The sequence below is a fragment of the Kibdelosporangium persicum genome (assembly GCF_013280595.1).
Taxonomy (GTDB): Bacteria; Actinomycetota; Actinomycetes; order Mycobacteriales; family Pseudonocardiaceae; genus Kibdelosporangium; species Kibdelosporangium persicum.
Genome location: NZ_JAAATY010000013.1, coordinates 34,583 through 47,115 on the forward strand (window position 1 = coordinate 34,583; position 12,533 = coordinate 47,115).

The following is a 12,533-nucleotide window of genomic DNA, read 5'->3' on the forward strand; positions in this document are numbered from 1 at the left end:
CCGGGGTGCTGGAACGTGCGACCCGCCGTGCCGGACAGGACGACACGGCGGTGGAACGGAACTTCTCGGCCATGGCGTACGTTCTTCGTTGCAGAGAGGCCCGTACCCGATCGAGAGAGGATCATGGACCCCTCCCGAAGTACCAGCCGCGCACGCTCCCAGGTGGAGGGTGCGCGATGACCATCCTGCTCGGTGTTCTCGTCGTGATCGCGCTGACCGCGCTCACCGGATATTTCGTGGCGCAGGAATTCGGCTACATGGCCGTGGACCGGTCCCGGCTCAAGGCTCGCGCCGCCGTCGGCGACACAGGTGCCACCCGTGCACTCGCGATCACCCGCCGTACCTCGTTCATGCTGTCCGGCGCCCAGCTCGGCATCACTGTGACGGGTCTGCTCGTCGGTTTCGTGGCCGAGCCGATGATCGGCGCGGGCCTGGGTGAACTGCTCGGCGGCGCCGGAATCCCGCAAGGCGTGGGCGTCGCGGTCGGCACTGTGCTCGCGTTGCTCTTCTCCACCGGCGTGCAGATGGTGTTCGGCGAGCTCGTGCCGAAGAACCTGGCCATCGCGCGCCCGGAGCCCGTCGCGCGCCGGCTCGCCCTGTCCACCGGCCTCTACCTCAAGGTTTTCGGCTGGTTGATCCGGCTGTTCGACCACGCGTCGAACCTGCTGTTGAAACTGCTGCGGATCACACCGGTGCACGACGTCGAGCACGCCGCGACCCCGCGGGACCTCGAGCACATCGTGGCCGCGTCCCGGGACAGCGGCGACTTGCCCGTCGAACTGTCCACATTGCTGGAGCGCACGCTGGACCTGCACGAACGGACGGCCGAGCACGCGATGATCCCCCGCCCGCGGGTCACCACGATCAGCGCGGGCGAACCGGTCAGCCGCGCCGTGGAGCTGATGGCGTCCGGGAACTCCCGGCTGCCGGTGCTGGGTTCCGACGTGGACGATGTGATCGGGATGATCTGCCTGCGGGACGTGCTCGAACTGGACGGTCGCCTGGACATCGCCGTCCGCGACGCGGCACGGCCGACCGTGATGGTTCCCGCTTCCCTGCCCCTGCCGACGGTGCTGGCGCGCCTGCGTGAATCGGGTGACCAGTTCGCGTGTGTCGTCGACGAGTACGGCGGCCTGGCCGGCGTGATCACGTTGGAGGACATCGCCGAGGAACTCGTCGGCGAGATCACCGACGAACACGACCCGGCGGACGAAGGCGTCGCCGAACCGGCCGAGGACGGCTGGTTGCTGTCCGGCACAACGCATATCGACGAGGTGGAACGACTGATCGGGCACGACCTGCCGGACGGCGAGTACGAGACCATCGCCGGTCTGGTGATCACGGTGATGCAGCGACTGCCCCAGCCGGGCGACACGGTCACTGTCGGCTTGCCGCGTGGCAGTGAGATGACCGTGACAGTGCGGAACATCGCCAGGCATGTGCCGGAGACTGTGCTGCTGCGGGTGACGGCGTGAGCGGCCTGAGCACGTGGGTGGCCGTGATGATATCCGTCGGTGCCGTGGCGCTCAGCGCGTTCTTCGTCGCCGTCGAGTTCGCCTTGGTCGCCGCACGTCAGTACCGGCTTGAGGAGGCGGCCGAGTCGAGCCTGCCGGCCCGCGCCGCGCTGCGTAGTTCACGAGAACTGTCGTTGCTGCTGGCCGGTTCCCAGCTCGGTATCACGTTGTGCACGCTCGTCCTCGGCGCGGTCACCAAACCGGCCGTGCACAACATGATGACGCCGTTGCTGCACAGCTGGAACCTGCCTGATGTGACCGCGGAAGTGATCGCGTTCATCCTGTCGTTGATCGTCGTGACGTTCGTGCACCTGGTGGTCGGCGAGATGGCGCCGAAGTCGTGGGCGATCGCGCATCCCGAGTTCTCGGCGACGCTGCTCGCCCTGCCGATGCGCGGCTTCATGTGGCTGACCAGGCCGCTTCTGGTGGCACTGAACAACATCGCCAACTGGTGCCTGCGCAGGTTCGGCGTCGAGCCGGTGGACGAGGTGAGCACCGGCCGCAGCGCGGACGACCTGCGTCAGCTGCTCGACCACTCGGCACGCGCCGGGGCGCTGGACGATTCACGGCACGAGCAGCTGGCCACCGCGTTGGAGCTCAACTCCCGGCCGTTGCGGGAGATCGTGCGCGCCGAAGTGGCGTCCGTCCCGCCCGATGTCAGCTGCGCGCGGATCAAGGCGGTGGCCCGGTCGAGCGGGCACCTCAGGCTGGTCGTGCTGGCCGACGGGCAGCCGGTCGGCGTCGTGCACGTCCGCGACGCGCTGCTGCGACCGCCGTCGACCACAGCCGAGTCGCTCATGCGCCCGGTGTTGACGCTGGACGCGCAGACCCCGATCTACGCGGCGTTGAGCACGATGCGGGAGACGCGTAACCACTTGGCGGTCGTACAAGCCGACGGCGCGATGACCGGCCTGGTGACGCTGGACGACGTCCTCAACCAGCTGCTGCCGGTAACCTGACGGTGTGATCGTCTTTCTGCATGGCGTGCCGGAGACGGCGGCCGTCTGGCGCAAGGTCCAGGCAGCGATCGGCGTGGAATCCGTCGCGCTGTCGCTGCCTGGGTTCGGCTGCCCTCGTCCGGACGGCTTCGGTTGCACCAAGGACGAGTACGTCGCCTGGGTGGCCGGCCGGCTGGACCAGTTCGACGAGGTCGACCTGGTCGGCCATGACTGGGGCGCGGGCCTGACCTACCGCCTCGCCATGACCTACCGGTTGCGCTCATGGGTCGCTGACGTCGCCAACATCATGCACCCGGACTACGTCTGGCACTCCATCGCCCAGGTCTGGCAGACGCCTGGCGAGGGCGAGGCCGCGATGCGAAGGACGCTCGCGACGCCCAGGGAGACACTCGCTGATCGGTATACCGCGTTCGGCGTGTCTCAGGAGGACGCGCTGGAGATGGCCCGCGGCCAGGACGAGACCATGGGCGGCTCGATCCTGTCGCTGTACCGGTCGGCGATGCCGAACCCGCACGACGACTGGGGTCCGCTGACCGCCACCGAAGCGCCAGGGATGGTGCTGCACGCGACCGGCGACCAGTTCTCCGACGAGGCCAGGGCGCGGGACGTCGCGAACGCACTGGGCGCCCGCTATCACCCGATCGAGGCAAATCACTTCTGGCCGTACCAGGCTCCGGACCGCGCCGCGGAGGTCCTGACGTCCTTCTGGAGCTCCGTCCCGCCGGGCCGGTGAAACGTCCACAGCGGACTTGCCGGTTTGGATGACCGCCTCTCCTGGTCATCCCGGAAGCATGAGCCCACGGCCACGCGGAGTCCTAGGTGTACTCGTCGCGACCACCGCCATGCTGACCGGGTTGGCCGTCACGCCCGCCTCAGCGCACACGTACAGCATCGTCGACGGCCACGCGGTGGACGTCCGGACGGGGCCTGGCATGCAGGAGGGGACGATCGGCGCCGTCAGCGGCGGACAACGTGTCGCCGTCGCATGCACCGTCCGCGGTGAGAGCGTCACCGGGCCGAACAGGACGACGGATGTGTGGGATTACATCCACCTGAAGGGCTACATCCCGGACGCGTATGTCCACACCGGAGTGTCCACGGCGGTCGGTCCGCCGTGTGGCGGCAGCGAGCTGCACTGGGACCCGTCCGAGATGAACCTGCGAGCCGAACAGCCGGGCACGCGCAGGCTCTACGACGAGATCAAGGCCAACCCGGCGTGGAACCTGCGCGGCGGGGACGCCCACTTCGCCGGGATCTACGCCGACAGACGCGGTGAGCACGGCGAAGGCCGGGCGCTGGACTACTGGATGGACGTGGACGTGCCCGCCGAGTTCACCGCCGGCTGGGAGCTCGCCGACTACCTGCGCGCCAACGCCGGGCCGTACGGCATCCAGACGATCATCTGGAACGACAAGGCGTGGCTGGCAGGCAACCCGGACGCGGGCTGGCAGGAGTACGACGAGATCGCCAACTGCGGCGCGTCGACCAAGACCTGCAAGCACAACGATCACGTGCACATCGGCCAGAACTGGGCCGGTGCCGTGCTGAAGACCGCACACTGGGGACACTGAGAACGAAGCGACGAACCCCGCTGACCACGGCATGCCTCACGGGGCAGGGCGGCCGTCAACTCGTCGGCGCTCCAGAGGCCTGGCGGCTGAACTTCCGATTCGAGCGTTGCCTCCGTGGAGGGCCTCCCGGGCCTACCTCTGCGAGGCCGCTCGGGCACCCACCAGGAGCGAGGCCCGGCTCCTTCGTCATACCGCCCGGGGACAAGGCACCAGGAGTCCGCCCAGGGGAATCCCGGGGTGTCGCAAAGGCCGACACGGGGTGCCGGAACGGGGATTTCGGGGTGCCGGAATGGTGGACACGGGGTGGGGCCAGGGGATTGTTGTTGCCGGTGGGTGGCTGTTGCGGCGTTGTCGCTTCGGATTCTCGGTCCTATCTTGTGGGACATGGGTCACGGGCATGGACACGGGCACCGGAAAGGTCTTCTGGCGGCGCTGAGGCCGCACAGCCATGCCGCCGGGGACATTGTGGACAGTACGCTCGAAGCCAGTCGCCGGGGCATGCGGGCGTTGTGGATCTCCTTCGCCGCCTTGATGATCACGGCCGTCGCGCAGGCCGTCCTGGTGGCCTTCACCGGATCCGTCGCACTGCTTGGCGACACGCTGCACAACTTCGCCGACGCGTTGACCGCTGTGCCGTTGGGAATCGCGTTCCTGCTGGGCAGGCGGGCGGCGACCCGGCGGTTCACGTACGGACTCGGCCGCGCGGAGGACCTGGCCGGGCTGGTGATCCTCGCGGTGATCGGCACGTCCGCCGGACTGGCGGGCTGGGAGGCGGTCCAGCGCCTGGTCGAGCCGCGCGACATGCGCAACGTCGGCTGGGTGGCCGCCGCCGGGCTGATCGGTTTCCTGGGCAACGAACTCGTCGCCCGTTACCGGATCACGGTCGGCAGGCAGATCGGATCGGCCGCGCTGGTCGCCGACGGGCTGCACGCCCGGACCGACGGATTCACCAGCCTCGCCGTCCTGCTCTCGGCCGGTGGTGCGGCGGTGGGCTGGCAGTGGGCCGATCCGGTGGTCGGCCTGCTGATCACCGCGGCCATCCTGTCGGTGTTGTGGGGCGCGGCCAAGCAGGTCTTCGGCCGCCTGCTCGACGGCGTCGACCCGACTCTGGTCGACCAGGCCGAGCACGCGCTCGCCGCGTCGCCGGAAGTGCTTGCCGTGCACCAACTCCGGCTGCGCTGGGTGGGCCACGCCCTGCACGCGGAAGCGGAGTTGTCCGTCGACCCTGGGCTGACGTTGACAGCCGCACACCGCATCGCGCACGACGCCGAACACAGGCTCATGCACGCGTTGCCCCGGGTGTCACGGGCGGTGCTGCACGCCCATCCCGCCGCACCGCACTGCGACGCCGCGCACGAGCTGGTGGCGCATCACCACTAACGCGGTCCCTCGGGCGCTCCGTCCGACGTGAGCGCCCCTTGCCCCGGCTTGGACGGCAGGAAGATGTGGGCGTGCCCGCGGCCGGAGTCGATGTTGAGCACGTCGAGCTGGGTGGCCGCGATCGACCAGGTGACGATCGCCGCGTCACGCTGCCGTCCTGCGGTCTGCAGCCAGGTCTCCTTGCCGGGGGCGTCCAGGGCTTGGGCGTACGTGTCGACGGCCAGGTCGAGCTGCTGCACGCTGGAGGCGAGGCCGGAACGGGCGATGTTCACGGCGGTCCCGGCTGACGGCCGCTCCGCGAACTCGGCCACGTAACCCTTCGTGATCTGCTTCCAGCCGCTGACCTGTTCCTTCGTGGCCGTGGTGGTGTTCAGGCCCTCCAGCACGGGCAGCAGGCCGTCGTGGATGCGCCTGGCCTGGTCGGTGAGCGTGCCGATCTGGGCGTGATCGCGTTGCGCGTCCTGTTTCTTCATCTCCGCGACCGGATCGGACTCGGCCGTGATCTCGGCGGCCGGGCGCCCGAGGAACAGCCCGGCGACGAACGCGACCACGATGATCGGGACCGACCACCACAGCTTCGCCCGGCCGGATTGGTCCGAGGATTCGCCGCCCCAGCGTTCACTGCGCACAGGACGAGGACGCGAGCGCACAACCGCCTCCAGTGGTAGCCGACCCGGCCCGTCATGTTATTGGTCGGACCTATCCGGCGAAAGACTCAAACGTCGATCTTTCCCGCGTGGAACAGCGCTTGGTCGAGCAAGCTCCGGACGTGCTCGTTGGCGGCCGAGTAGTACACGAACGTGCCCTCCCTGCGGCCCTTGACAAGACCCGCGAGCCGGAGTTTGGCCAGGTGCTGACTGACCGCGGTGGGCGCGGCGCCGGCCAGTTCGGCGAGGCACGCGACCGAGGACTCGCCCTGCAACAGCGCCCACAGCACCCGGATCCGGGTCGGATCGGCCAGCAGCCGGAAGGTTTCGGCGGCGAGGTGGACCTGCTCGTCGGAGGGCATGTCGAAGTCCGGCAGTGACGAGTGCATACCTCAGCATAGCCCGCATAGTCAACTGGTTGCGTATCTGCATGACTGCGCAGATAGGATGTCAATGTGCTTGTTGACGTGGAACGCCCAGCCGCTCGGTCCGCCCGCCGAGTGAGCGCGTGGACGCTGCCTGAAGTGCGGTGGGCGACCGTCGCGACCGCGCTGTTCGGCCTCGGCCTGCTCGCCCAGGTCTCGGGCGCGCCCGCGTGGTCGTGGTGGGGTCTATACCTGGCCTGCTACGTCACCGGTGGCTGGCAACCGGCGCTGGACGGGCTGAAGGCGTTGCGTGACCGGACGCTGGACGTCGACCTGCTGATGGTCGTGGCGGCGGCGGGCGCCGCGGCGATCGGGCAGGTCTTCGACGGCGGGCTGCTCATCGTGATCTTCGCGACGTCCGGCGCGCTCGAGGCCATCGCGACCAAGCGCACCGAGGATTCGGTCCGCGGCCTGCTGGACCTCACGCCCCAGACGGCGACCCGGCTGACCGCCGACGGCGCGCAGCAAGTCGACGCGGCGGAGCTGCGGGCCGGGGACGTGATCCTGGTCCGTCCCGGTGAGCGGATCGGCGGTGACGGCGAGGTCATCGACGGCGCGAGTGAGGTCGACCAGGCCACGATCACCGGCGAACCGCTGCCGGCCGCGAAACACGTGGGCGACGAGGTCTTCGCCGGGACGCTGAACGGCACCGGCGCGCTGCACGTGCGCATCACCAGGCCCGCCGAGGACACGGTGATCGCCAGGATCGTCGCGATGGTCGAGCAGGCGAGCGCGACCAAGGCCCGCACCCAGCTGTTCATCGAGAAGGTCGAGCAACGCTATTCGGTCGGCATGGTCGCCGTGACGCTCGCCCTTTTGGTCGTGCCGTTGCTGTTCGGCGCGGCGTTCGAACCGACACTGTTGCGTGCCATGACGTTCATGATCGTCGCGTCGCCATGTGCCTTGGTGTTGGCGACGATGCCGCCGCTGCTGTCGGCCATCGCCAACGCGGGCAAGCACGGTGTCCTGGTGAAATCCGCGACCGTGCTGGAGCGCCTCGGCACGGCCAAGCGCGTGGCCTTCGACAAGACCGGCACACTGACGTCAGGCACGCCTGAGGTCGCCGTGGTGCACCGGATCATGGACGTCGACGTGCTGAGTCTCGCGGCAGCCGTGGAAAGCCGGTCCGAGCACCCGGTGGCCCGCGCGATTGCCGCCGCGTGCCCGTCCGTTCGCCCGGTCACCGAGTTCGTTTCCCTGCCCGGCAAGGGAGTCTCCGGCCGGGTCGACGGGCGTCTGGTCGAAGTGGGCAGCCCGGCCCACCTGCCCACGGGCCCTGTGGTGGACGAGGTGGAGGCCGCCGGGCACACCGCGATCGTGGTGTGCGTCGACGGTGCCCTCGCCGGAGTCATCGGCGTGACGGATCGGCTCCGCGCGGGCGCGGCCGGCGCTGTGTCCGATCTGGCCGAGATGAACCCCGTTCTGCTCACCGGGGACAATCCGCGCGCGGCCGCCAAGATCGCCGCGGACGTCGGGATCACGGACGTCCGCGCGAGCCTGCTGCCCCAGGACAAAGTGGCCGCCGTGCGGGAACTGCCCAAGGCGATCGTGGTGGGCGACGGCGTGAACGACGCACCCGCCCTGGCGGCGGCGCACGTCGGCATCGCCATGGGCCGCAGCGGGTCCGACCTGGCGCTGGACACCGCCGACATCGTGATCACCCGAGACGACCTCACCACCGTCCCCGCCGTGGTGGCGCTGGCCCGCCGGGCGCGTCGAGTCGTGATCGCGAACCTGGTCATCGCCGGGACGTTCATCGTGGTCCTGGCGGCGTGGGACCTCTTCGGAACGCTGCCGCTGCCGCTCGGGGTCGCCGGCCACGAAGGCTCCACGGTCATCGTGGGCCTCAACGGCCTTCGCCTGCTCCGCCGGTCGGCCTGGCGGGCCTGACCACCGCTCCAGCGGCATATCACCCGTAGGGGCTAAGTCGCATAACGGTGTCTTGGCCGGGTAGTCCACATGCGCCAGACAACGACACCGGGAGGAACCAGTGTTCGAGAAGGCCAAGGAAAAGCTGCAGAAGTTCACCGAGGACAATCCGGAGAAGACCGACCAGGGCATCGACAAGGCCGCGGAGCTCGCCGACGAGAAGACCGGCGGCAAGCACGGCGACAAGATCCAGCAAGGTGCCGACAAGCTCAAGGACCACATGCAACAGCAGCGCCCGGAATGACATGCCCGGAACGCGTCCAGGCAGGCCGAGGGTGGCCTGCCTGGACACCCTTCATGCCGGGGCGAGGATCTCCCGCATGAAACCGACCAGCCAGTGCTGGGCCGGGCTGCGGGCATGGGCGTGCCTGGCGTAGACCGACACCTGGACGGGGTCCATCTCCAGCGGCAGTTCCAGCAGCCGGACCCGGTGTGTGCCGGCGAAGACCTCGGCGACATCGCGGGGAACCATCGCGAACAACTCGCCTTGCTGAACCAGGTATGGCAGCGCCGCGAACCTGGTCACCTCCAGCACGACCCGGTCGAGCAGACCGTGTGCCGCCAGAGCTTTGCGTGGCCCGTCGTGCCCGGCCGGGCCGAACACCGTGATGTGCCGTTCGGCGGCCAGTGCCCGCAGACCGACCCGGTCGCCGCGTAGCCGCGGGTGGCTCTCGGCGACCATGCCGACGTACCCCTCGGAGAACAAGGGGATTCTGGCCACCCGCTGGGATCTGATCAGCGGTGACGCGACGAACGCGTCGATGTCGCCCCGGCCGACCTGGTCGGCGGCGTTGTCCACGTCCAACGGCCGGACGGTCAACGTGACGTGCGGTGCGTGGCTGGGCAGGGCTGCCAGCAACCGCGGCAGCAACGACACCTCGCCCAGATCGGACAAGCAGAGCGTGAACGAGGCGCGGGCGGACGCCGGGTCGAACGAAAGCGTGCCGCTGACCGCCGCCTCGATGTCCGCCAGCGCGCCGTGCAGCGGTTCGTAGAGCTCGCGGGCCGTCGTCGTGGGCACGAGGCCGCCCTTGGCACGGCGGAACAGTTCGTCACCGAACCGGCGGCGCAGCTTCTGCAGGCTGTAGCTGATCGTCGGCTGCGTGACGTGCAGCGACTCGGCCGTGGCCGTGACACTTCGGGTCTCGTACAGCAGGACGAACGTGCGCACCAGGTTCAGGTCGAAGTCCGGCATCATCGATCCCGTCGATATCGGTCGTCGGCGACATCTATTGGAACATGCCCGAGCGGTCCGCCTATGGTCCAGCCATGCCGACCGTCCGCCAGCTCGCCCATGAATTCCTGGAACGCCGCGGCCTGACCACCATCTTCGGCAACCCGGGGTCGAACGAACTGCCGTTCCTGGCCGATCTGCCCGATTCGTTCCGCTACGTGCTCGGCCTGCACGAAGGCGTCGTGGTCGGGATGGCCGACGGTTACGCGCAGGCCACCGGCCGGCCGGTGCTCGTGAACCTGCACGCCGCCGCCGGCTCGGGCAACGCCATGGGCGCGCTGACCAACGCGGTCTACTCCCGTTCCCCGTTGGTGATCACCGCGGGCCAGCAGGTTCGGCCGGCCATCGGGCTTGAGGCGATGCTCGCCAACGTCGAGGCCACGCAGTTGATGCGGCCGCTGGCCGGCTGGTCCGGCGAACCGAGCTGTGCCGCTGACGTGCCACGGTCGCTCGCGCAGGCCGTGTTCGAAGCGGAGTTGCAGCGTCGGCCGACCTACCTTTCGGTGCCTTACGACGACTGGGCCGTGGAACTCGACACGAACGCGGCTGTCACGCTCGCCCGCACTGTCCGGCGCGGGCTCTCGCCGGACGAAGCCCACCTTCGTGAACTCGCCGAGCAGGTCGGAACGGCGCGGAATCCCGTGCTGGTGCTCGGCGGCGACATCGACGCCACGGGATTGTTCGACCGTGCCGTGGCGTTGGCGGAACACCTCGACCTGCCGGTGTGGGTGGCGCCGTCGCCGCACCGGCTGCCGTTCCCGAACCGGCACGGACTGTTTCGTGGCGTGCTGCCCGCCGGGATCGCGCCGGTCTCCGGCCGGCTCGCCGGGCACGACCTGATCCTGGTGCTCGGCGCGCCGGTTTTCCGTTACCACCAACACGTTCCCGGCCCCTACCTGCCCGAGGGCAGCAGGCTGGTCCAGGTCACCGACGATCCCGGCGCGGCGGCGCGCGCCCCGATGGGGGAGGCGCTGGTGGCCGATCCCGGCGCGGTGATCGAAGCACTCCTGGCCCGGCTTCCCTCGCGCCGCCAGGCACGTGACTTCGTGCCGAACCCACCGGCCGAGACCGCCGAGGCGGCCTTGCACCCGGAACAGGTGTTCGCCGCGCTCCGCGACACGCAGCCCGCGGACACCAGCTACGTCGTGGAGTCGACGTCGACGAATTCCGCGTGGTGGCGGCAGATGGACCTGCGGCACGACAGTTCCTACTTCTTCCCCGCGTCCGGCGGGCTCGGATTCGGCCTGCCCGCCGCGGTCGGAGTGGCCATGGGCCGGCCTGACCGGCCGGTGGCCGGCGTGATCGGCGACGGCTCCGCGAACTACGGCATCACTGCTTTGTGGACAGCGGCGAACTACGCCGTACCGGTCACTTTTGTCATTCTGCGCAACGGAACCTACGGCGCCCTGCGCTGGTTCGCCGGTCTGCTCGGCACGCCGGACGTGCCGGGCACCGACATCCCGGGCCTGGACTTCACCCGGATCGCCGAGGGCTACGGCGTTCCGGCGACCGCCGTCACCGAACTCGACGAGCTGCGTTCGGTGTTGAAGACCACCACTGACGGCCCGCGCCTGATCCAGGTCGACACCCAGCTGACCACACCGGAGTGATCACATGACGACCGCCGTGAAGCGTCCAGTATGGACGGCCGTGCTCTGCTGGCTGACCGTCCTGATCGAGGGGTACGACCTCGTCGCCCTCGGCGCCGCCATCCCGACCCTGCTGAAGAGCGGGGACGTCGGCTTCACTCCGGCCGGGGCCACCCTGGTGGCCACGGTCTCCCTGGTCGGTGTCGCGGTCGGCGCGGCCGGGCTCGGGCCGCTCACCGACCGGTTCGGCCGCCGCTGGATGCTGATCGGCTCGGTCCTGGTGTTCTCGGTGTTCACCCTGGTGATCCCGCTGGCGCCGAACGTCGCGGTGTTCGGGTTTTTCCGGTTCCTGGCCGGACTGGGACTCGGTGCCTGCATGCCGGTCGCGCTGACCGTGATGACGGAGAACCTCCCCGCGGGGCGCGGAGCCAGTGCGAGCACGTACACCATGACCGGTTACCACGTCGGCGCGGTCCTCACCTCGCTGCTTGCGTTGGTGGCCAAGGAGAACTGGGAGCTGCTGTTCTACGGCGGCGGCATCGCCGGACTCGTCGTGCTGCCGGTCATGTGGTGGAAACTGCCGGAGTCGTCGGCGTTCCTCGAAGCCAGACAGCGCGGCGACACCGAACGGTTCGCGCTGCGGGAACTGGTCGGGCCGCGGTTCCGGCGGATCAGCGTCGCGGTGTGGACCGGCTCGTTCATGGGACTGCTGCTGGTCTACGGCCTGAACACCTGGCTGCCGCAACTGATGCGCACTGCCGGGTATCCACTGTCTACTTCGGTCACCTTGCTGCTCGTGCTCAACGTCGGCGCGATCATCGGGTTGCTCGTGGCAGGCACTGTCGCCGACCGCCTGGGCATCCGCCGTATCGCCCGGATCTGGTTCGGTGCCAGTGCCGTGCTGCTCGCCGCGCTCAGCCTGCGGATCGACAACAGTTTCCTGCTCAACGTGATGGTCCTGCTGACCGGTGTGTTCGTGTTCTCCGCCCAGGTGCTGATCTACGGGTATGTCGCGCAAGCATTCCCGGCGCAGGCAAGGGGAACGGCCTTGGGCATGACGTCGGCCGTCGGCAGGCTCGGGTCGATCGTCGGCCCCTTCATCACCGGCGCGCTGGTGACGGCGGGTGTCGCCTACCCTTGGGGTTTCTGGGTCTTCGCGGCAGTGGCGGCGTTCGCGTTGCTCGCTGTGCTGCTGCTGGGAAAGGACGGCTTGCGGCCGGTCGGATAGCCGCAAGCCGCCCCGAAGGCACCGACGATCGGGATCAGTGCCCGGATCAGTGCGCTG

The 12,533-nt window shown here is 69.2% G+C and carries 12 protein-coding genes; 9 read left to right on the forward strand and 3 right to left on the reverse strand.

Going from position 1 to position 12,533, the window contains the following annotated elements; translation table 11 throughout:
- Nucleotides 1–176 precede the first annotated feature (176 nt).
- From GC106_RS23025 to GC106_RS23045, 5 genes are all read left to right on the forward strand, one after another.
- A complete protein-coding gene (locus tag GC106_RS23025) occupies nucleotides 177–1,475 on the forward strand; it encodes a hemolysin family protein (protein WP_173134328.1) in 1,299 nt (432 codons plus the stop codon).
- Nucleotides 1,472–2,473 (forward strand): hemolysin family protein, encoded by a 1,002-nt coding sequence (locus tag GC106_RS23030; protein WP_173134331.1) that lies wholly within the window; start codon nucleotides 1,472–1,474, stop codon nucleotides 2,471–2,473. Before GC106_RS23025 ends, GC106_RS23030 begins: the two co-directional genes overlap by 4 nt.
- Before the next feature lie 4 nt (nucleotides 2,474–2,477).
- On the forward strand, nucleotides 2,478–3,206 hold the full coding sequence (locus GC106_RS23035; protein ID WP_173134334.1) for an alpha/beta fold hydrolase: 729 nt from the start codon (nucleotides 2,478–2,480) through the stop codon (nucleotides 3,204–3,206).
- A gap of 58 nt (nucleotides 3,207–3,264) precedes the next feature.
- On the forward strand, nucleotides 3,265–4,044 hold the full coding sequence (locus GC106_RS23040; protein ID WP_173134337.1) for a VldE C-terminal domain-containing protein: 780 nt from the start codon (nucleotides 3,265–3,267) through the stop codon (nucleotides 4,042–4,044).
- Between the two features lie 384 nt (nucleotides 4,045–4,428).
- Nucleotides 4,429–5,424: a cation diffusion facilitator family transporter gene (locus GC106_RS23045; protein WP_173134340.1), complete on the forward strand. Its 996-nt coding sequence runs from the start codon at nucleotides 4,429–4,431 to the stop codon at nucleotides 5,422–5,424.
- Here GC106_RS23045 and GC106_RS23050 read toward each other — a convergent pair.
- Together GC106_RS23050 and GC106_RS23055 are read right to left on the reverse strand one after the other, a co-directional pair.
- Nucleotides 5,421–6,053, reverse strand: coding sequence for a hypothetical protein (locus GC106_RS23050; protein WP_173134343.1), 633 nt, complete (start codon nucleotides 6,051–6,053; stop codon nucleotides 5,421–5,423). The two genes, GC106_RS23045 and GC106_RS23050, sit on opposite strands and share 4 nt — an antisense overlap.
- An 86-nt stretch (nucleotides 6,054–6,139) precedes the next feature.
- A complete protein-coding gene (locus GC106_RS23055) occupies nucleotides 6,140–6,460 on the reverse strand; it encodes an ArsR/SmtB family transcription factor (protein WP_173134346.1) in 321 nt (106 codons plus the stop codon).
- A 66-nt stretch (nucleotides 6,461–6,526) separates the two neighbouring features.
- On the opposite strand from GC106_RS23055, the gene GC106_RS23060 reads away from it, so the two are divergent.
- A complete protein-coding gene (locus GC106_RS23060; protein WP_173134349.1) occupies nucleotides 6,527–8,386 on the forward strand; it encodes a heavy metal translocating P-type ATPase in 1,860 nt (619 codons plus the stop codon).
- Between the two features lie 100 nt (nucleotides 8,387–8,486).
- A complete protein-coding gene (locus GC106_RS23065; protein ID WP_173134352.1) occupies nucleotides 8,487–8,669 on the forward strand; it encodes an antitoxin in 183 nt (60 codons plus the stop codon).
- A 51-nt stretch (nucleotides 8,670–8,720) separates the two neighbouring features.
- Here the strand turns inward: GC106_RS23065 and GC106_RS23070 are convergent, their stop codons facing one another.
- The gene (locus GC106_RS23070) at nucleotides 8,721–9,620 is read right to left on the reverse strand and encodes a LysR family transcriptional regulator (protein ID WP_173134355.1); all 900 of its coding nucleotides are present in this window, start codon (nucleotides 9,618–9,620) and stop codon (nucleotides 8,721–8,723) included.
- Nucleotides 9,621–9,694: 74 nt separating this feature from the next.
- Between GC106_RS23070 and mdlC the strand changes: the two genes are divergently transcribed.
- Complete coding sequence (gene mdlC / locus GC106_RS23075) at nucleotides 9,695–11,269, forward strand: benzoylformate decarboxylase (RefSeq protein WP_173134357.1); 1,575 nt, start codon at nucleotides 9,695–9,697, stop codon at nucleotides 11,267–11,269.
- Between the two features lie 4 nt (nucleotides 11,270–11,273).
- Nucleotides 11,274–12,476, forward strand: coding sequence for an MFS transporter (locus GC106_RS23080; protein ID WP_173134360.1), 1,203 nt, complete (start codon nucleotides 11,274–11,276; stop codon nucleotides 12,474–12,476).
- Nucleotides 12,477–12,533: the final 57 nt, after the last annotated feature.